The organism is Burkholderia multivorans ATCC BAA-247 (genome assembly GCF_000959525.1).
In the GTDB taxonomy this organism is placed as follows: Bacteria; Pseudomonadota; Gammaproteobacteria; order Burkholderiales; family Burkholderiaceae; genus Burkholderia; species Burkholderia multivorans.
Window position 1 is genome coordinate 1,972,471 of sequence record NZ_CP009831.1, and the last position, 19,279, is coordinate 1,991,749.

Below are 19,279 nucleotides of genomic sequence, written 5' to 3' on the forward strand. Positions count from 1 at the left end.
CGGGCGCCGGCATACGGCGCCCGCTGCACTCACTGCCCGGCCGGCCGGTTCAGCGCGCCGTTCGCCTCGTAAAAACGCACGTAGCCGCTGCGCAGCGTCACGCATTGCGCGCGCGTTTCCGACAGCAGGCGTCGCGCCGCCGCCTCGATGCGCTCGCGATGCTGGTCGAACGCGCCGACCATGTCCTCGAAGCGCGGCGACGCCGCCCCGAAGTGATCCTCCATCGCCTCGGCCGTGATCTGACATTGGACTCGCTCGCCATTGACCAGCGCCGTAAACGCAAGCATCAGGTCGCGCCCCGAGTATTCGGGCGCCTCGTTCGTGAAATGGATCTGCATGGGAGCCGCCTCAGTCGTCCGGTAGAAAACGAATGACCGCGTCCGTCGTCCGCCACCGGTCGGACGAAATGGACACGGGCTCTCCGGCAGCGGCACTGCCCGCGGGGGTATGGCGCGGACAACGCATGCCGGTTGCATTCCACTTTAGACGGTTTCGCGCAGGAGGCAAAATTTACGGTGCGCGTCGCTTCGACGCGGATGTCGGGCGACCCGCGCGGGATCCGGCACCGTTTCGTTGCGCGCGTCAGTGGGGGTCGGTCGGCCACACGTTGAGCGCGATCGCGGCGGTCGTGACGCCGATCGTAATCGCGGCGGCGCCGTATCGTACGGCGTCCGCGACATCGAACAGCAACCCGTGGATCGCGACGGCAATGCCGCCCAACATGATGAAAGTGGCGATGGCCGCCAGCACGACTCTCAGTTCCGTCCGAACCATGATGGCTCTCCCGAACGGATGCATGTCGCGTCGCATGCATGTTGCAATGCGGAACACGGCGCGTGCGTGTTCCATTTCCATCATTGCAGGTAGACGCTTAAAAGCAAGGGGAATTTGTACGCGGTCGCATGTCGCGCGGGGCGCTTGTATGATGGCGAATACCCGTGCGCGTGCGTCGATGTGTCAGGTGCGCCACGCGCGGGAAATCATGAAGCGCCGGTATGCGTGAAAGCGCTGGGTGGTGGACGCGTGGTGCGTGGGGCGTTGGTAAGCGGTGAAGTGCGAACTGGTGCCGACTCGCGGTGCGTGGGGCCCCGGTAAGCGCTAAAGCGCTAACCGGGGCCGACAGGAGACAAGCGATGCCTCAATCTTCCATGCTGCCCGCCGCCGCGGGCCGCGTCGACCTGCTCGCGCAGGCGCACGCCCGATCGGCCGCGGTCGGCTTGCGCGCGCACGAGCGCCCCGATTTCTCGCCGCTGTCGCAGATCGCGCTGCGCGAACTGCTCGACACGAATCACGCACTGTTCGCCCATGCACGGCCCGTGATGGAAAACCTCCACGCACAGATCGCCGATACACAAAGCCTCGTGCTCCTCACCGACGCCGCCGGCGTCATCCTGCACAGCATCGGCGACGACGACTTCATCGAAAAAGCCAACCGCGTCGCGCTATGCACCGGCGTTTCATGGGCCGAACGCGCGCGCGGCACCAATGCGATCGGCACCGCCCTCGCGTCGGGACAGGCGATCGCCGTGCACGGCGCCGAGCATTTCCTGCGCGCGAACCACATCCTGACGTGCTCGTGCGCGCCGATCGTCGATCCGTTCGGCCGCACGCTCGGCGCACTCGACGTGAGCGGCGATCCGCGCGGCTTCAGCCCGCATACGCTCGCGCTCGTGCGCATGTCCGCGCAGTTGATCGAGAACCATCTGTTCGCGAACCAATGCGCGGAAGCGCTGCGCGTACGCTTTCATGCACACGAGGATTGCGTCGACTCGCTGTTCGCCGGACTCGTCGCGTTCGGCGCCGACGGCGGCCTGATTGCCGCGAACCGCAGCGCACAGTTTCAGCTCGGCGCACCGTTCGATGCGCTGCAGCATCAGGGTTGCGACGCGCTGTTCGGCATGCGGTTCGGCGAGCTTGCGCAACAGGCCGCGCGCGCGCCCGGCGCGATGCTGCGGCTCACGCTGTCGAGCGGCGTGCGCGTGCTTGCGCGCTGCGAATTCGCCGACGCGCAAAAAACCGCCGTAGCCGTCACGCCGCCGGCGCCCGCCACACACGTGCGCGCGCCGGACCCGGAGGCGATCACGTTCGCGACGCTCGATACCGGCGACGCGCGGATGGCCGCCGTGCTCGAACGTGTCGCCAAGATTCGCGGCCGCGACCTGCCGCTGCTGATCCTCGGCCAGACCGGCACCGGCAAGGAGTGGCTCGCCCGCGCGCTGCACCACGCGTCGCCGCGCGCGGACGGCCCCTTCGTCGCGGTCAACTGCGCAGCGCTGCCCGATACGCTGATCGAGGCCGAATTGTTCGGCTACGAAGACGGCGCATTCACCGGCGCGCGCAAACGCGGCAGTCCCGGCAAGATCGTGCAGGCCGACGGCGGCACGCTGTTTCTCGACGAAATCGGCGACATGCCGCTCGCGCAGCAGGTGCGGCTCATGCGCGTCCTGCAGGAACGCGCGGTGATGCCGCTCGGCGGCGCGCGCGCAGTGCCGGTCGACGTGCGCATCGTCTGCGCGACGCACCGCGACCTGCGCGCGATGATCGCGGCCGGCACGTTCCGCGAGGACCTGTTCTACCGCATCAACGGCCTCGCCGTCACGCTGCCGCCGCTCGCCGCGCGCACCGACCTGCCGGCGCTCGTCGAGCGCATCCTCGCGCGGCTCGCGCGCAGCGAACCCATGCCGCATCGCATCGCGCCGGACGTGCTCGATGCGTTCACGCGCCATCGCTGGCCCGGCAATCTGCGTCAGCTGACGAACGTGCTGCGCACGGCCGGCATGCTCGCCGAGGACGAAGACGAAATCGCACTCGCGCACCTGCCCGACGATTTCTGGCTCGACTGCGACGGCGCGCCGGCCGCCGCATCGGCTGCATCGGCTGCATCGGCTGCATCGGCTGCATCGGCTGCATCGACGGCATCGGCTCCGTCGACCATACCGCCCGCCCCGCGCGGCACGACGACGCTACAGGATCATCAGGCCGCCGTGATCGATGCGGCCGTTGCGCGGCACGGCGGCAACGTGTCGGCGGCCGCGCGCGAACTGGGGCTCGCCCGCAACACGGTGTACCGCTACCTGCGCCGCCGTTGACGGCGCTGGCGGCACACGGCTTCGGGTATGCTTGGCGCGTTTCCGCCCAACCGATGCCCGCTTTACCGATGACCGATTCCGATCGCCCTCCGCTCGTGCGTATCGAGCCGCTTGGCGCAAGCTTCGATGCGCCCGATTCGCTGACGCTGCTCGAAGCCGCGGCGTTCGCGCACGTGTCGCTGCCGCGCTCGTGCCGCAACGGCACGTGCCGCAGCTGTCTTTGCCGAATCGTCAGCGGGAGCGTACGCTACACCATCGAATGGCCCGGACTGAGCCGCGAGGAAAAGGCCGACGGCTATACGCTGCCGTGTGTCGCCGTCGCGACGTCCGACCTCGTGCTCGACGTACCCGACGCCGCCCTCATCGGCTGACGCCGATTCGTTCGCGCCACGGTCCCGGCTCGCAGCGCAGCGCCGTGACGCGCGGCATGCCGTCGACGATGGATACCCGGAGGGAGAAAGCGATGCCCCAGTCACCCGATCGCATCGAAAAACAGGTCCAGCTCGCCGCGCCGCTCGAGCGCGTGTGGGAAGCCGTCAGCAACGCCGGCGAATTCGGCACGTGGTTCGGCGTCGCGTTCGACGGGCCGTTCGTCGCGGGCGAGACGCTGTTCGGCCGCATCTCGCCGACGCGCGTCGACGACGACGTTGCAAAAGCGCAGGAGCCTTATGCGGGGTCGGTGTTCGAATTCGTCGTCGACCGCATCGAGCCGAAGCGGCTGTTCTCATTCCGCTGGCATCCGTTCGCGGTCGATCCGGCATTCGACTACGCGTCGGAGCCGATGACGCTCGTCACGTTCACGCTTGCCGAACAAGCGGGCGGCACGCTGCTGACGGTCGTCGAATCCGGGTTCGACACGATCGCCGCGGCGCGCCGGGAAAAGGCATACGAAATGAACGACGAAGGCTGGACCATGCAGATGAAGCTGATCGAGAAGTATCTGGCGCGATCGGCCTAGCGCGGCGACCGGGACGGCAACACGCAGTACGCAGTACGCAGCACGCACGCGCGATCGCGGCCGCTACCGCTGCGCGGCGTACACCGTCAGCGCGTCGACGATCTCGGCGAAGGACGGCCGCGCGTCGACATCCTCGTTCAAGCACGCGGCCGCCAGCGCTTCGAGCGCCGGCGCGCCCGCCCACCCGCGCGGCTCGCACCGTTCGAGCAACTCGCCGAGCAGGTAGCCGAACGCGCGCACTTCCAGCCGCTCGAACAGCGCCGTACACCACGCATCGCGCACGTCGTAGAGCGACGCCGCGCCGAAATCGCCGAGCAATGCAGGTTGGTCGTCGCCGTGCAGGATGTTGTGCGCATACAGATCGCCGTGCATGATTCCGCGCGCATGCAGGTGGCGCGCCACCGACGCGATGCCGCGCGCGATGCGCAGCGCGGCCGCGGGCTCGAAGCGCACATCGTCCGCATAAACGTCGCGCGTGCAGGTGGCGAAGTTCGGCGGCCCCGCGAGATTCGTCAGCGCAGGATCGACGAGCTCCATCACGAGGCCGTGCACGCCGTCCGGATGGCCGCGCACGCGGCCGATCACCGGAATCATGTTCGGGTGGCGTCCCGCGTGCAGGCAAGCGGCCATCTCGCAATCCGGCAGGCCATCGCTCGTCACCGCGCCCTTGAACAGCTTCACCGCGACCGGGTGCTCGCCCATGTCCGCCCGCCACCGCGCGCGGTAGATGACGCCCGACGCGCCCTCGCCGAGCTTCTGCTCGCGGGCGAGCGACGTCCAGTCGATGTCCGTCACGCCCGCATCGGCCGATGCAGCTGCTTCCGACGCGGCACCCAGCGGGTTGCCCGCGACGGCCAGCCAAGCGAGGCGCGGCAAACGCAGCAGCCAGTCCGGCAGCGCGTCGAGACGGTTCGCGGCCAGACGCACGAGTTCGAGCGCCCGGCACGCGGCCATCTCGTCGGGCAGCGATTGCAGCCGGTTGCCGGCGAGCATCAGCTTCTGCAGCCGCGAACAGTCGCCGATTTCGGGCGGCAGCGCGTCGATGGCGTTGTCGGTCAGGATCAGCCAGCGCAGCACACGCGGCAGCGCGGCGCCGGGCACGGTGCGGATCCGGTTCGCCTTGAAGCCGATCATCTCCAGTTGCGGACACGCGCCGAGCGCGCCGGGCAACTCGGTGAAGCGGTTGTCGGACGCGAACAGGATGCGCAGCCGATGCAGCCGCGACAGATCGTCGGGCAGCGACGACAGCGCGTTGCCGGACAGATCGAGCACCTCGAGCGTATCGGCAAGCTCGAAAATCTCGCGCGGGAATTCGGTCAGCCCGCATGCGAGCTTCAGTTGCCGGGCGCCCGCGAGGCGGCCGGCGCGCAGTTGTTCGAGGGTGGCGATCACAATGAAAAACGCTAGGCGGTTGCGAGGCTCGGACGAGCGATCGCGTGCATTCTACCGGCACCGCTTTCGCATCGACGCCGCGACTGTCACGCCCTCTTCACAAATGCGCGACGGGGCGCTAGAATGGCGCCCCTTGCCCAGGTGGCGGAATTGGTAGACGCACTATCTTGAGGGGGTAGCGCCGAGAGGCGTTCGGGTTCGAGTCCCGACCTGGGCACCAGATACCGCGCCGCGTGTTCCGAACACGCGGAAAAAACCCGCGCCAGCATCATGCTGCGCGGGTTTTTTGTTGGTGCGCGGCGCGGTGTGGTCAACCGTCGACGTACCGGCGATCTGGCCTTGCAAAGGCACGCTCACCAGCGACGCGCCGTTCATGCCGCTTTCCGTGCCGGCGCACGGCAAACACAAGCCCAAGAAACCGAGGCCGCGGCAGCGGATGCGGCTGCCGCTCCGCCTCACGCGTGTCGCGTGACCATCCAGACGCCGACCAGAATGACGACGGCCCCCATCGCCTGCATCGGCCGCAACACCTGTTCGTGCAGCGCCGTGAACGACAGCACCACGATCATCGACATCGCGACCATCGTCGGATAAGCGACCGCGAGCGTCGTCTTGCGCAACGCGAGCGCGTAGAGCACGAAGCCGATGCCGTACGCGGCGACGGCCGACGCGCGTGCGATCCACGGCAACAGGCTCGACTCGCCCAGCGCGGCACCCTTCAGCGCCGCGACGCGCAGCAACACGCCGGCAGCGCCGCCGAACACGCCGCTGGCCACTACGATCAGCCCGTTCACAGCACGGCCTCGGCGGCCCGTTCGACTTCGGCGTGACGCGGCGCACGCCCCGCGGTTTCCGCTGCGCCCGCGCGCTTGCCGAAGATCGCATCGAAGCGCGTCGCACCGTGTAACGCAATCAACACGACGGCCGGAAACACGACCGAGAAATTGCGAGCTTCATCGCGGCAGCCGAACAGCATGAACAACGGCAGCACCGGAAGGAACGCCGCAAGGAAGTATCGGCGATAGTGCGCGGGCGTATTGCGCCATGCGGCGCGGAAGAAGACGGCGAGCGGCACCAGCATCAGCGGGTTTTCGAGGCTCGGCGTAAAAATGCCCTTGCCGATCAGGTTGTAGAACGACAGATACGATGCCGGATTGACCCAGAACTTCAGGTTGCCCCAGAGCTGGAACGCGACGAAGTCGCCCGCATTGTGCGCATAGCCGCTCATGATGAAGTGACGCGTCGCGCCGCAGATCGCGAGCTGCACGGCAAGCCAGCCGACCCGTTTCGACAGCGGTACGTCGCGATCGTGCAGGAAGAACAGCGCGAGCGGGACGAGGAAAAACGTCTCCTTGTTCAGCGAGAAGATCGCGATCGTCGCCGTACACGCGATCATGCGTTGCCGCAGCAGGAAATAGCACGCGCCGAGCGCACCGAGAATTTCAAAGAAATCGTAGTAGTACGCGCCCTGCTGGAACGTCAGCGGATAGAGAAAGCTGAATCCCGCCAGAAAGCCCACCGATTGCCCGAAACTCAGTCCGTGCAGGCGCGCGAGCTTGTACACGAGCAACAGCGCGAACAGCGCAGACAGCACGATCGCGATGTAGGTCAGGTGATAGGTAATCGCGACGACCGGCGTCCAGTACTGTTTCGGCAAGTCGGAAAAATAGGCGTTGCGTAGCGAATCGTGACGCGTGATCGAGCGATAGAGCTTCTGTTGCGTATCGGGCTCGATGCGCTCCGCCAGCCATTTCGCCGCTTTCGGAAACGACGAGCGATAAACGAAAGGCTTCGGTGCGCCGCCGTCCATCATGCCGATCAGGCTGAACGTATTGCGCAGATCGTCTGCCTGCGCATCACGGAATCCCCACTTCAGCAGCACGCTGTTGGTGATGTTGCCCGCGCAGACGAACAGCAGCACGTACACGATCGAGAAGCGGCAAAACGCCAGCACGCGGTTTCGGTTCTTTTCCGTCATGGTGAAGATGCCGCTCACAGGGCGGGCAGAAAGTGAGCGGCCAGCACGGTCGCCACCATGGCGCACAACATGCCGAAGCTGCCGCGATTTTCGAGAAGATGGACGATCGGATCGTCGTGCATCGCGCCGCGCACCGTCGCGATCCAGAGACGGCCGAACAGGTAGATCAGGCCGATCTGGACCAGCCAGAGCAGCTGCGGCATCGCGTAGCGCTGCGCCGTTTCGGGCGCGTTGATGAACAGGCCGAACACGACGACCGCGGCGAGCGAAGAACCGATCCCGAAAGGCCAGAGCACTTCGAGATCGCCGACGCGATAATCGCGCCCGGCGGTCGCACGCTTGTCGCTCTGACGCAAGGACACGAGCTCCGAGCAACGCTTCACGAGCGCAAGGCTCAGAAACGCGAAGACGGAAAACGCGAGCAGCCAGCGGCTCACGACGATCTCGGCCGCTACCGCGCCGGCGACGATGCGGTACGTGTACAGCAGCGACAGGATCACCACATCGAGCAACACGATCGATTTCAGACGCCAGCTATATGCCGTCGTCAGCACGAGATAAAGCGCGAACATGCCGGCGAATCCCGGGGACACGGCGAATGCGAGCGCAAATGCGGCCGTCAGCAACAGCGCCGCGCAACCGAGGCCTTCCGTAATCGACAACGCACCGCTCGCGAACGGACGGTTGCGCTTGCGCGGATGCCGCCGATCGTTGTCCAGATCCCAGAGATCGTTGCCGATGTAGGTCGCCGATGCACCGAGCGACATCGACACGAAGGCGAGCGCAAGTGTCGCGACCTTGTCGATGTCGAAGAATGCAAACGCCGTCAGCAGCGGAACGAACAGCAGCAGGTTCTTCAACCATTGATGAACGCGCAGCGCGCCGAACCATGTCGCGAGGCTCGCGCGCGCATCCGCGAATTCGCGCTCGACCGGAACGCTGCCGCGCACGTTCGCGGCGACGTCGCGCGACGCGCCGGCGAGGACTGCCCCTTTTGCACCGGCCCAGACGGACAAATCGGCCTTGCTGTCGCCGGCGTAGACGAAGTCGTCGCCGATCTGCTCGCGAATGCGGTCCAGCTTGGCTGCGCCTTTCAGATTCGTTCCGTCGCAGGTCGCGATCACGCGGTCGAACAGGCCGAGATGCGCGCTGACACGATCGGCGATCGAAGCATGGGCGGCCGTGGCCAACACGATCGTGCGGCCGCCCTGGCGTTCGTGACGCAGGTAGTCGACGAGCGGCTGCCGATACGGCAGCGTCTCTGCCCGAAAATCGGCCTGCTCGGCGATGCGCGCCTTGAATGCGGCGCGGCCTTCGGCAAGCCAGAACGGCAAGCGCAGAACGCACGCAGGCTTTTTCCGTACGACCGCGATGACGGATTCCATCAAGGTATCCGACACCGTCAGCGTGCCGTCGAGATCGACGACGAGCGGAAGCGTTTTGGTCTCTCGCATGTGCTTCGAATTATTTTTTAATGAATTTCAACACCGATACTTTCTATTGCTTCGGAAATGCCCCGTTTGCATTTCCGTTATCCCCGTGTATCGCCTGTTTTCCTACGCGACACTGCATTCCTGAAATCGCTCTATGTATCGGCAAGCGATCGAAGCGTCGCGGATTGCACGACATTGCTCTACCGACATTCGGGGCACGGCACGATGCACGCGACGCCAGCCGTCCGCATCCTCATACGGAATGCCGATTCATTCTTGTCCGATTTGGTCAGAAACAGCCTTTGGCGCTGTCTCAATCTTGACGATTCCGGGAACGCGAGCCGACCACCTTTCGATTGGCCGCGCGGATCGTAACAGAAACGACTGCAATGCGCACCACAATAAGTGGCTCGAATCGTGATTTGATCGCTCGATTCCCGCGATCAAGACAATAAACGCCCCAATGCAGGACGAGAACCTGTTTCATGAAGGTTTTCGAATTGCAACATCGCGCCTGTGTGCTTGCGACGGATTCGGCATCGCGCGACCTCGCCGCACGCCACGACGTCGATGCCCGCACCGCCCGTGGGCGGCCCGTTCCGGACCGAGCCGCCGCGGCAACGCGCGCTCGAGCAGCACGACGCGCGCATGCGTACACTATCGGGCAGGCAACGACACGTAGCGACACGAGCGATGACGACCACGGCGCACGACATCGGCAGCTCCGATCACTGGATGGACGCACGGCGCGATCCCGAAACGGGGATCGAGAGCCTGCGCGCGCACTTCAGCGGTCATGCCTACGATCCGCACGATCATGACGACATGCTGATCGGCTATACGGAGCAAGGCGTCCAGCGTTTCCAGTGCCATCGGTCGCTACACACGAGCGTGCCGGGCCGCGCGATCCTGATCGAGCCCGGCGCATTGCACGACGGCCATGCGCCCGAACCCGGCGGCTTCACGTACGCGATGCTCTATCTGCCGCAATCGTGGGTCGAGCGCGCGGCGCGCCGGCTCGAGTTGCCGGGCCTGGCCGGCGTCGAAGCGGCGTTCGGGCATACGCTCGTCGACGACCGCGGCCTCGTCGACGCGATCCGGCACGCGTTCGCCGCGCTGCACGGCAACGAGGGCAAGCTCGCGCGCGACCAGACGCTCGATCGCCTGCTGATGCATCTGCGCGGGCAGCTGCGCGAGCCGCTCGTGCACGCAGCCGGCGCGGTGCCGCCCGCGATCGCGCGCGTGCGCGATCTGCTGCACGCGCGAATGGACGCGAACCTCGGCCTAGACGAACTCGCCGAACTCGCCGGCATCGACCGCTTTCGGCTGACGCGTCTGTTTCAGCGCGCGTTCGGCACGTCGCCGCATGCGTACCTCGTGCGCGTGCGGCTGCGCGCCGCGCGTCGTCTGCTCGCGGCCGGCCGCACGCCGGCCGAAGCGGCGGCGGATGTCGGCTTCGCCGATCAGAGCCATCTCGGCCGCTGGTTTCGCCGCGCGTACCGGATCACGCCGGCCGCGTATCGGCGCATGTGCACAAACGTTCCAGACTGAGCGCGCGCGCCGCCCGATCATGAGCGGCTCAACAAGGAGCCGTTATGTTCGATACCAAAGTGGCGCTGATCGTGCGCGATGATCTCGCGGCGTGGCAGAAACTCAACGTGGTCGCATTTCTGGCGACGGGCGTCGCCGCAGAAGCGCCCGAAGCGCTCGGCGAGCCTTACGAGGATGCGGCCGGGCGCCGCTATGCGCGCATGCTCGGTCAGCCGATATTGGTGTTCGCGGCCGATCTGAACGGATTACAGGCCGCTCATCGGCAGGCGCTGTCGCGCGAATTGACGATCGTGCCCTACGTGCATGCGATGTTTTCGACGGGCCACGATACGGCCAACCGAGAAGTGTTTCGCGCGGAGGATGCGGAGAATCTCGATCTCGTCGGCCTCGCGCTGCACGGGCCGAAGAAAGCCGTGGACAAGGCGGTGAAAGGGCTCGCGCTGCACGCCTGAGCGCTCGGCCCACGCGCGCATGATGCGCACGCTTGCGCGTCAGCGATGTGCGAGCACGTTGACGAGCTTGCCGAACGGATCGCGCACATAAAACCGACGCACGCCCCACGGCTCGTCGGCCGGGCCGTATTCGACGGCGATGCCGGCCGCGCGGATACGTGCAAGCGCTTCATCGAGATCGTCGACCTCTATCGACAGATCGGGCGTCGGCGTGCCCGATCCGCCCTGCGACGCGACACTGATCTGCACGGTCATCTGTTCGGCATTGCCGTAAGTCGCGATCCAGCCGTGATCCATCAGCACGTCGAGGCCGAACACGTCGTGGTAAAAGCGCTTTGCGTCGTCGATCGACCGCGTATCGATATTGGCGACGATTCGTTTGACTTTCATCGGTTGCCTCCGCAACGCATCTGCAAGCTTCGACTCGATGGTGTAGCCGATTCGACTACATTCGAAGCCAAAACAGCTACATCGATTGGACTGACAAAGCGGGCACCGCACACGCGTGCCGGTCGAGCGATCCGGCACGTGCCCCGCGCCGTCTCCGTCATCGACCCGGCCTAGCCGGATCGATGACGTTCCCGATCACCCGCCCAGATAAGCCTGCTTGATCCGGTCGTTCGCGAGCAAATTCGCGCCCGTATCGGCAAGCACCACGCGCCCCGTCTCGAGCACGTAGCCGCGGTCGGCGACCTGCAGCGCCTTGTTCGCGTTCTGCTCGACCAGGAACACCGTGACGCCTTCGTCGCGAATCGTCCGGATGATGTCGAAGATCTGTGCGATCACGAGCGGCGCGAGGCCGAGCGTCGGCTCGTCGAGCAGCAACAGACGCGGCTTGCTCATCAGCGCGCGGCCGATCGCGAGCATCTGCTGCTCGCCGCCCGACATCGTGCCGGCCCGCTGCGTCGCACGTTCCTTCAGGCGCGGAAACAGCTTGAACACGTGCTCGATGCCGTCGTCGATCTCGTGACGGCTCGCGAAGAAGCCGCCCATCTTGAGGTTCTCGAGCACGGTCAAGCTCGGGAACACGCGCCGCCCTTCCGGCGAAATCGCGAGCCCCTGCCGCATGATCTGGTGCGTCGACATCGCGGTGATGTCCTTGCCCTCGAACAGCACGCGGCCCGACGATGCGCGCGGCGTGCCGCACACCGTCATCATCAGCGTCGTCTTGCCCGCACCGTTGCTGCCGATCAGCGTGACGATCTCGCCCTTGTTCACCTCGATCGACACGCCCGCGAGCGCTTCGACCGCGCCGTAATGCGTGTGGACCTGTTCCAGCTTCAGCATCACTCTTCCCCCAGATACGCCTTGATCACGCGCGGGTCGTTACGGACCGCTTCCGGCGTGCCGATCACGATCGGCCGGCCGTGCTCCATCACGAGGATGCGGTCCGACACGCCCATCACGAGGCTCATGTCGTGCTCGATCAGCAGCACCGACACGCCGAACTCGCGGCGCAGCTTGTCGATCAGATGCTGAAGCTCGATCTTCTCCTGCGGGTTCAGGCCGGCCGCCGGCTCGTCGAGCATCAGCAGACGCGGCTCGGTGATCATGCAGCGCGCGATTTCCAGACGCCGCTGGTGCCCGTACGACAACGTGCCCGCCGGCCGGTTCGCGACCGAGGTCAGCCCCATCCGGTCGAGCCACACGGCCGCGCGCTCGAGCGCCTCCTGCTCCGCGCGGCGATACGCGGGCGTCGCAAACAGCCCATGCAGCAGGCCCGACTTCACCTTGCGATGCTGTGCGACGAGCAGGTTCTCGACCACCGTCAGCGACTTGAACAGCCGGATGTTCTGGAACGTGCGCACGAGGCCCTTCAGCGCGATCTTGTGGCTCGGCAGCCCCGCGATCCGGTGACCGTCGAGCACGACCTCGCCCGCCGTCGGCCGATAGAAGCCGCCGACGCAGTTGAACACCGTCGTCTTGCCGGCGCCGTTCGGCCCAATGATCGCGAACACCTCGTCACGGCGCACGTCGAAGTCGATGCCGTCGACCGCAAGCAACCCGCCGAAGCGCATCTGCAATCCGGCGACCTTCAACAGTTCTGCATTCGCGCTCATTGCGGCAACTCCACGTGGGGACGGCTCGCGGGCAGCAGGCCCTGCGGACGCCACATCATCATCAACACCATCACGAGACCGAAGATCAGCATCCGGTACTCGGCAAAGCCGCGCGCGACTTCCGGCAGCACGGTCAGCAGGATCGCCGCGAGGATCACGCCGAGCTGCGAACCCATCCCGCCGAGCACGACGATCGCGAGAATCAGCGCCGATTCGATGAACGTGAACGACTCCGGATTCACGAGGCCCTGACGCGCAGCGAAGAACGCGCCGCCGATACCGGCGAACGCGGCGCCGAGCGTGAACGCCGACAGCTTGATGCGCGTCGGATTCAGGCCGAGCGAACGGCATGCGATCTCGTCGTCGCGCAGCGCTTCCCATGCGCGGCCCATCGGCATGCGAATCAGGCGGCTCGTCACGAACAGCGTGAAGCCGACCAGCAGCAGCGCGAGCAGATACAGGAAGATCACCATGTGCTCGCCGCTGTATTCGAGGCCGATCAGTTCATGGAAGGTCTTCGCGCCTTCGACGCTTGCCGAACGCGCCATCTCGAAGCCGAACACGGTCGGCTTCGGAATGCCGGAGATGCCGTCCGGGCCGCCGGTGAGGCTCGTCAGGTTGTTGGCGAGCAGGCGGATGATTTCGCCGAAGCCCAGCGTGACGATCGCGAGATAGTCGCCGCGCAGACGCAGCACCGGGAAGCCGAGCAGGAAGCCGAACGTCGCCGACGCGATCGCCGCGATCGGCAGGCACTCCCAGAACGTCAGCCCGAAATACTGGTTCAGCATCGCGTACGTATAGCCGCCGACCGCGTAGAACCCGACATAGCCGAGATCGAGCAGCCCCGCGAAGCCGACGACGATGTTCAGCCCGAGACCGAGAATCACGTAGATCAGCGCGAGCGTCGCGACGTCGACTGCGCCGCGCGAACCGACGAACGGCCACACGAGCCCGACCGCGAGCAGCACCCAGATGATCGCGCGCTGCTGGCGCGCGCCCATCGCGGGCACCGCGGGCAGCTTCACTGCGGATTTCGCGCGCAGCAGCCACGGCTTGAACAGCTGGAACAGGAACACGGCCGCGACCGCGATCCATACCGGGCGCCAGTGGCGCTCGAGCACGACCTGATAACCGTCGAGCTTCAGCTGCAGCCCGAGCACCGGCACCGTGAGGATCGCCGTCAGGATCGCGGCGGCCACGGCATTCTTCAGCGCCTGGCCGAACGAAGCGTCGGCGGCCGGGCGGCGTACGGAAATGACTTGACTCATCTGCGTGTCCCTCAGACCTTTTCGATGTCCGACTTGCCGAGCAGGCCGGTCGGGCGGAAGAGCAGGATCAGCACAAGCAGGCCGAACGCGACGACGTCCTTGTATTCGGCCGGCATGTAGCCCGCCGCGAAGGTTTCGGCCAGGCCGAGCAGCACGCCGCCGAGCATCGCGCCCGGAATGCTGCCGATGCCGCCGAGCACCGCGGCCGTGAACGCCTTGATGCCGGCGACGAAACCGATGTACGGGTTCAGCTTGCCGATCGTCAGGCCGATCAGCACGCCGCCGACGGCGGCCAGCATCGCGCCGAGCACGAACGTAAACGAGATCACGCGGTTCGTATCGATGCCGAGCAGGTTCGCCATCTTCATGTCTTCGGCGCATGCGCGGCACGCGCGCCCCATGCGCGAATGCGAGATGAACAGCGTCAGCGCGATCATCAGCACGATCGTCACGCCGACGATCAGCAGGCGCGCATACGGCACCGTCACGTCGAAGTCGCCGCCGAGATGGATGTCGAAGGCGCCGGAGATCAGCACCGGCACGGACACGTCGCGCGCGCCCTGGCCGATCTGCACGTAGTTCTGCAGGAAGATCGACATGCCGATCGCGGAGATCAGCGGCACGAGCCGCGGGCCGCCGCGCAGCGGGCGGTACGCGACGCGTTCGACCGCGAAGCCGTACGCGCCCGTGACGATCACCGATACGATCAACGCCGCGCCGAGCACGAGCGGCAGCGGATAGCCGGCGGACACGCCGATCGCGGTAAGGGTGACGAGACCCACGTACGCGCCGATCATGTAGATCTCGCCGTGGGCGAAGTTGATCATGCCGATGATCCCGTAGACCATCGAATAGCCGATGGCGATCAGCGCATAGATCGCGCCCAGCGTCAGGCCGTTGACCAGTTGCTGGGCAAATTGCGGAAAGAAGTCAGTCATGTGCGGGAAGCTCCCGTTGGCGTCGCGCCGCCGGCCGCAGCCGGATCACGGCGCGGCCGTGCGCAACGCACGGTATCGTCTCGGTTCGCCCGCGGTCGCGCGATGCACGAATGCGCGGCGACCAATACGCACCCGCCCCGTCCGGATCTCGGACGGGGCGGGTGCGCGGGCGGGTAGTCCGTTGTTACTTGGCGGCGGTCTTCGTCGCGTCCTTGTGCCACGTGTAGACGACGAACTTGAACGCCTTCAGGTCGCCCTGCGCGTCATATGACACCTTGCCGATCGGCGTGTCGAACGTCGTCTTGTGCATGTACGCGGCGACCTTCGTCGGGTCGGTCGTCTTCGCTCCGGCGATCGAGTCGGCGATGATCTTCACCGCGGCGTACGCCGGCATCTGGAACGGGCCGTTCGGATCGCGCTTCTTGTCGGCGAACGCCTTCACGAGCGCCGCGTTGGCCGGGTCGGCCGAGAAGTCGGCCGGCAGCGTGACGAGCATGCCTTCCGATGCCGGGCCCGCGATGGCCGTCACGTCCTTGTTGCCGACACCCTCAGGCCCCATGAACGTCGCCTTCACGCCCTGCTCGCGCGCCTGGCGCAGCAGCAGGCCCATTTCCGGGTGATAGCCGCCGAAGTAGACGAAGTCGACGCCTTGCGACTTCAGCTTCGTGATGATCGCCGAGTAATCCGAGTCGCCGGCGTTGATGCCTTCGAACAGCACGACCGGAATCTTCGCCGCTTCGAGATCCTTCTTCACCGACGATGCGATGCCCTGGCCGTACGACTGCTTGTCGTGCAGCACGGCGACCTTCTTCGGCTTCACGTGATTGATGATGTACTGCGCAGCGGCCGGACCCTGCTGGTCGTCACGGCCGATCGTGCGGAAGATGAAGTGACGCTTCTTGCCTTCGGTCAACTGCGGCGCGGTGGCCGACGGCGTGACCATCACGATGCCTTCGTTCTCGTAGATGTCGGATGCCGGAATCGTCGAGCCCGAGCACACATGGCCGATCACGTACTTGATCTTCTGGCTGACGATCTTGTTGGCCACGGCGACCGCCTGCTTCGGTTCGCAGGCGTCGTCCATCATCACCACTTCGAACTTGTTGCCGCCCGCACCGCCTGCCGCGTTGATCTGCTCGATCGCGGTCAGCGCGCCGGCCTTCACCATGTCGCCATACTGGGCGACCGAGCCGCTCATCGGGCCGGCGATGGCGATCTTCACGGTTTCCGCTTGCGCGGCAGCGGCGCCGGCGGCGAACAGCACGGCGGCGACGGAAATGGACGTAAGACGGGACAGCGTCATCAGGAGCTCCTCGATGTTGTTTAGTCATACGGGCAAAGGCGGCATGACTTGCGCAATCGAACAGCACCCGGGGCGAGAACATGGGACACGCCCGAGACGCGGAGACGGACCTGCGGTGGAGAAATGCTTGCGGGGCCCGGCTCGTGAAGTCCCCGAAGGGGACGTCTGGTTCGGAAAGACAACGTGATGCGTCTTGCATTGCGCAAGCGTTTCGCCTGCCCCGCTTGCCGAACCGCTTCGTCGGAGGGATGGTCCGACAGCCGTTGGCAAGGCAGTCGAAATTATATGGGCGTTTCCCATTCCTCTGTCAAAAATGACCGCGGACCAAGGGAAAACACGGAGAACCTTCGCATGCTCGCGGTAGCGCTCGTGGCGCAACCGCGAAAGCGCGACAACGTTTGCGCGAGGCGCCATCCGGTTGCGCTCGGCGGTGTCGAGATGCGTGAACGCGTTGCGTGGCGCGGGTTTGCGGGAAGGTCTGCTGCTTGCGGTGCGGCCACGCTGTCGCTCTGCGCCGAATCGCCGCCGGCAATCGACTGAGGATTGTCGAGCGACCGAAGCACACGTCGGAAACCGGCTTCCTTTCGTTTTCCGACGTTTTCATCGAGCCAGAAAGCTTATCGTTATTTTCGTGAAATAATGCGAACCCGTTTCAGCAATCCAGCCAGCCTTCCCGCGATTCGCGTCTGTCGCGCGCCGGAGCCGCTTTGTCGTCGTTCCGCCTGCGCTTCTGCCGTGCAGCCGCCAGCCAGTGATCTGCCGTTTCTTGTTTCTTCATTGCACATCACCTGGATCCGATCGCCGATGACTCTTGCGTTCCGCCTTTCGTTGTCCGCCGCAACCGTCTGCGCGCTGGCGCTTGCCGCGTCCGCAGCCGCGTCGCCCGCGAGCGATGCGCTCGCCGACCGCTCTGCCGTCACCAACGTATTCCGCGTCGAGCGCCGTGCCGCTCGCGACAGCGATGCCGCACGCGACAGCACGCGCTACGCGCGGCCGGCCGCACGCAGCCCGTTCGAGACGGAAGACACGCGGCCGCTGCAGATCGACGGCGACCGGCTGACGCCGCAACCCTCGAACGCACGACCGGCCGACTCCGCGTGGGCCGACACGCGCGTCGCGCCCGGCCGCGACACCGCGGGACGTTTGCTGCCCGAAGCCGCACGCCGCAGCGCAGACTGGGACGCGTATCTGCGCGCGAACGGTTCGCTGTCCGCCGACGGTTTGTCGCCGGCGCGGCCCTATGCGCCGATGCGGCCGTTCGATGCCGTGCGCGGCGTGCCGGGCGCGCCGAACCCGTTCGATCCGTCGATTCCGCATCCGGAGACGCGCACGTTCTATGACGACGGCGCAGGCTCGCGCTGTACGGCCACCGGCGGCGCGGGCACGTCGCGCTCGTCGTGCAGGCTCGATTGGTGAGCGTTGCGCGCATCGCATTGCGCGTGCACGGGCGGCTTTCGTTAGAATCGGTCGTCGTCGCAGCAAACCGCAGATTTGCACGAGGCGGCTGGATTCGCTCGCGAACGCCGCGCGCGCTCATGACAGACTCATTCTTTCCCCCGGAGGCGAACGTGCCAGGATTACTTCCCGATGTCGACCGCGACGGACTGCTCGAATACTCGGTCGTCTACACGGACCGCTCGATCAATCACATGTCGCAGCGCTTTCAGCACGTGATGCGCGACATCTCCGACCTGTTGAAAAAGGTCTATCACGCGAAGTCGGTCGCGATCGTCCCCGGCAGCGGCACGTTCGGCATGGAAGCCGTCGCGCGCCAGTTCGCGACGAACAGGAAGTGCCTCGTCATCCGCAACGGCTGGTTCAGCTACCGCTGGTCGCAGATCTTCGAGATGGGCAGCATTCCGTCCGAGTCGATCGTGCTGAAGGCACGCCCCGTCGAATCGGGACGACAGGCCGCGTATGCGCCTGCGCCGATCGACGAAGTCGTCGCGGCGATCCGCGAGCACAAGCCCGATCTCGTGTTCGCGCCGCATGTCGAAACCGCATCGGGGATGCTGCTGCCGGACGCTTACCTGCGCGCGGTGGCGGACGCGGTGCATGAGGTCGGCGGCATGTTCGTGCTCGACTGCATCGCGTCCGGCACGATCTGGGTCGACATGGAGGCAAGCGGCGTGGACGTGCTGGTCAGCGCGCCGCAGAAGGGATGGAGCGCATCGCCGGGCTGTGCGCTCGTGATGCTGAGCCCGCTGGCGCGCGAGCGGATCGACGGCACGACGAGCACGAGCTTCGCGTGCGATCTTCGCAAGTGGCTGCAGATCATGGAAGCGTACGAGGGCGGCGGATTCGCGTATCACGCGACGATGCCGACCGACAGCCTCGCGACGCTGCGCGACGTGATCAAGGAGACCGACGCGTACGGCTTCGACAAGGTGCGCGACGAACAGCTCGAACTCGGCACGCGCATTCGCGCGCTGCTCGCCGAAAAGGGTTTCCGGAGCGTGGCGGCGGAAGGGTTTCAGGCGCCCGGCGTGGTGGTCTGCTACACCGACGACGACGACATCCGCTCGGGCAAGAAGTTTGCCGACGTCGGCGTGCAGATCGCGGCCGGCGTGCCGCTGCAATGCGACGAGCCCGCGGACTTCAAGACGTTCCGGATCGGGCTGTTCGGCCTCGACAAGCTGCATGATGTCGATGGCGCGGTGGCGCGGTTTGCCGATGCGTTGGAGCGGGTTTTGTAGGGTGGTTTTTCGCGGTTTCGGCGCGGCAGCGGGGGTGTCGCGCCAAGCGCGGCGGGATTGTCGAGGGCTATGAGTGGCGGTGACGTGGGGGGGATCGATCGAGCTGTCATATCGTTATGGACCCCAAAGTCTGCGACGCAATCAGCTTCGGTAACGGGTCG

21 protein-coding genes and 1 tRNA gene are annotated in these 19,279 nt (G+C 65.9%); 8 read left to right on the forward strand and 14 right to left on the reverse strand.

Annotation, left to right across the window (positions count from 1 at the left end; genetic code table 11):
• Positions 1-29: 29 nt before the first annotated feature.
• Positions 30-338 carry a DUF1488 family protein gene (locus tag NP80_RS10840; RefSeq protein WP_006396460.1) on the reverse strand — a complete coding sequence of 103 codons (309 nt, stop codon included), beginning with the start codon at positions 336-338 and terminating at the stop codon, positions 30-32.
• 244 nt (positions 339-582) lie between these two features.
• On the reverse strand, positions 583-858 hold the full coding sequence (locus NP80_RS10845; RefSeq protein WP_006396459.1) for a DUF2964 family protein: 276 nt from the start codon (positions 856-858) through the stop codon (positions 583-585).
• A gap of 275 nt (positions 859-1,133) precedes the next feature.
• Between NP80_RS10845 and NP80_RS10850 the strand changes: the two genes are divergently transcribed.
• The 3 genes from NP80_RS10850 to NP80_RS10860 all read left to right on the forward strand — a co-directional run bounded on the left by NP80_RS10850 (position 1,134) and on the right by NP80_RS10860 (position 4,047).
• On the forward strand, positions 1,134-3,089 hold the full coding sequence (locus tag NP80_RS10850; protein ID WP_006411904.1) for a sigma-54-dependent Fis family transcriptional regulator: 1,956 nt from the start codon (positions 1,134-1,136) through the stop codon (positions 3,087-3,089).
• Positions 3,090-3,157: 68 nt separating this feature from the next.
• Positions 3,158-3,460 (forward strand): 2Fe-2S iron-sulfur cluster-binding protein, encoded by a 303-nt coding sequence (locus NP80_RS10855; RefSeq protein WP_006396457.1) that lies wholly within the window; start codon positions 3,158-3,160, stop codon positions 3,458-3,460.
• A gap of 92 nt (positions 3,461-3,552) precedes the next feature.
• Positions 3,553-4,047 carry an SRPBCC family protein gene (locus NP80_RS10860; protein WP_006411901.1) on the forward strand — a complete coding sequence of 165 codons (495 nt, stop codon included), beginning with the start codon at positions 3,553-3,555 and terminating at the stop codon, positions 4,045-4,047.
• Between the two features lie 63 nt (positions 4,048-4,110).
• Here the strand turns inward: NP80_RS10860 and NP80_RS10865 are convergent, their stop codons facing one another.
• Positions 4,111-5,439, reverse strand: a complete 1,329-nt coding sequence (locus tag NP80_RS10865; protein ID WP_006411905.1) for a leucine-rich repeat-containing protein kinase family protein — start codon at positions 5,437-5,439, stop codon at positions 4,111-4,113.
• Positions 5,440-5,574: 135 nt separating this feature from the next.
• On the opposite strand from NP80_RS10865, the gene NP80_RS10870 reads away from it, so the two are divergent.
• Positions 5,575-5,659: transfer RNA gene (locus NP80_RS10870), tRNA-Leu, on the forward strand.
• Positions 5,660-5,894: 235 nt separating this feature from the next.
• Here NP80_RS10870 and NP80_RS10880 read toward each other — a convergent pair.
• From NP80_RS10880 to NP80_RS31225, 4 genes are all read right to left on the reverse strand, one after another.
• A complete protein-coding gene (locus NP80_RS10880) occupies positions 5,895-6,233 on the reverse strand; it encodes a hypothetical protein (protein WP_006396454.1) in 339 nt (112 codons plus the stop codon).
• The gene (locus NP80_RS10885) at positions 6,230-7,435 is read right to left on the reverse strand and encodes a hypothetical protein (RefSeq protein ID WP_006411903.1); all 1,206 of its coding nucleotides are present in this window, start codon (positions 7,433-7,435) and stop codon (positions 6,230-6,232) included. Before NP80_RS10885 ends, NP80_RS10880 begins: the two co-directional genes overlap by 4 nt.
• Positions 7,432-8,871 (reverse strand): UbiA family prenyltransferase, encoded by a 1,440-nt coding sequence (locus NP80_RS10890; protein WP_006406101.1) that lies wholly within the window; start codon positions 8,869-8,871, stop codon positions 7,432-7,434. Before NP80_RS10890 ends, NP80_RS10885 begins: the two co-directional genes overlap by 4 nt.
• 292 nt (positions 8,872-9,163) lie before the next feature.
• Complete coding sequence (locus tag NP80_RS31225; RefSeq protein WP_157160136.1) at positions 9,164-9,337, reverse strand: hypothetical protein; 174 nt, start codon at positions 9,335-9,337, stop codon at positions 9,164-9,166.
• Positions 9,338-9,543: 206 nt separating this feature from the next.
• On the opposite strand from NP80_RS31225, the gene NP80_RS10895 reads away from it, so the two are divergent.
• Both NP80_RS10895 and NP80_RS10900 read left to right on the forward strand, forming a co-directional pair.
• Complete coding sequence (locus tag NP80_RS10895) at positions 9,544-10,401, forward strand: AraC family transcriptional regulator (protein ID WP_006411907.1); 858 nt, start codon at positions 9,544-9,546, stop codon at positions 10,399-10,401.
• A gap of 44 nt (positions 10,402-10,445) precedes the next feature.
• Positions 10,446-10,853: a DUF2000 domain-containing protein gene (locus tag NP80_RS10900; RefSeq protein ID WP_006411908.1), complete on the forward strand. Its 408-nt coding sequence runs from the start codon at positions 10,446-10,448 to the stop codon at positions 10,851-10,853.
• 39 nt (positions 10,854-10,892) lie between these two features.
• On the opposite strand, the gene NP80_RS10905 is transcribed toward NP80_RS10900, so the two are convergent.
• The 7 genes from NP80_RS10905 to NP80_RS31845 form a co-directional block, all read right to left on the reverse strand.
• The gene (locus NP80_RS10905; protein WP_006411910.1) at positions 10,893-11,243 is read right to left on the reverse strand and encodes a VOC family protein; all 351 of its coding nucleotides are present in this window, start codon (positions 11,241-11,243) and stop codon (positions 10,893-10,895) included.
• Positions 11,244-11,438: 195 nt separating this feature from the next.
• Positions 11,439-12,140, reverse strand: a complete 702-nt coding sequence (locus NP80_RS10910) for an ABC transporter ATP-binding protein (RefSeq protein ID WP_006396443.1) — start codon at positions 12,138-12,140, stop codon at positions 11,439-11,441.
• The gene (livG, locus tag NP80_RS10915; protein WP_006406097.1) at positions 12,140-12,913 is read right to left on the reverse strand and encodes a high-affinity branched-chain amino acid ABC transporter ATP-binding protein LivG; all 774 of its coding nucleotides are present in this window, start codon (positions 12,911-12,913) and stop codon (positions 12,140-12,142) included. The genes NP80_RS10910 and livG overlap by 1 nt, the downstream gene beginning before the upstream one ends.
• Complete coding sequence (locus NP80_RS10920; RefSeq protein WP_006413862.1) at positions 12,910-14,181, reverse strand: high-affinity branched-chain amino acid ABC transporter permease LivM; 1,272 nt, start codon at positions 14,179-14,181, stop codon at positions 12,910-12,912. The genes livG and NP80_RS10920 overlap by 4 nt, the downstream gene beginning before the upstream one ends.
• 11 nt (positions 14,182-14,192) lie before the next feature.
• On the reverse strand, positions 14,193-15,119 hold the full coding sequence (gene livH / locus NP80_RS10925) for a high-affinity branched-chain amino acid ABC transporter permease LivH (RefSeq protein ID WP_006396440.1): 927 nt from the start codon (positions 15,117-15,119) through the stop codon (positions 14,193-14,195).
• A 184-nt stretch (positions 15,120-15,303) separates the two neighbouring features.
• A complete protein-coding gene (locus tag NP80_RS10930; RefSeq protein WP_006396439.1) occupies positions 15,304-16,422 on the reverse strand; it encodes a branched-chain amino acid ABC transporter substrate-binding protein in 1,119 nt (372 codons plus the stop codon).
• A 652-nt stretch (positions 16,423-17,074) separates the two neighbouring features.
• Positions 17,075-17,200: a hypothetical protein gene (locus tag NP80_RS31845; RefSeq protein ID WP_254914523.1), complete on the reverse strand. Its 126-nt coding sequence runs from the start codon at positions 17,198-17,200 to the stop codon at positions 17,075-17,077.
• A 26-nt stretch (positions 17,201-17,226) separates the two neighbouring features.
• On the opposite strand from NP80_RS31845, the gene NP80_RS10935 reads away from it, so the two are divergent.
• Both NP80_RS10935 and NP80_RS10940 read left to right on the forward strand, forming a co-directional pair.
• Complete coding sequence (locus tag NP80_RS10935; protein WP_035948274.1) at positions 17,227-17,838, forward strand: hypothetical protein; 612 nt, start codon at positions 17,227-17,229, stop codon at positions 17,836-17,838.
• A gap of 152 nt (positions 17,839-17,990) precedes the next feature.
• A complete protein-coding gene (locus NP80_RS10940; RefSeq protein ID WP_035489030.1) occupies positions 17,991-19,118 on the forward strand; it encodes an aminotransferase class V-fold PLP-dependent enzyme in 1,128 nt (375 codons plus the stop codon).
• Positions 19,119-19,279 lie beyond the last annotated feature (161 nt).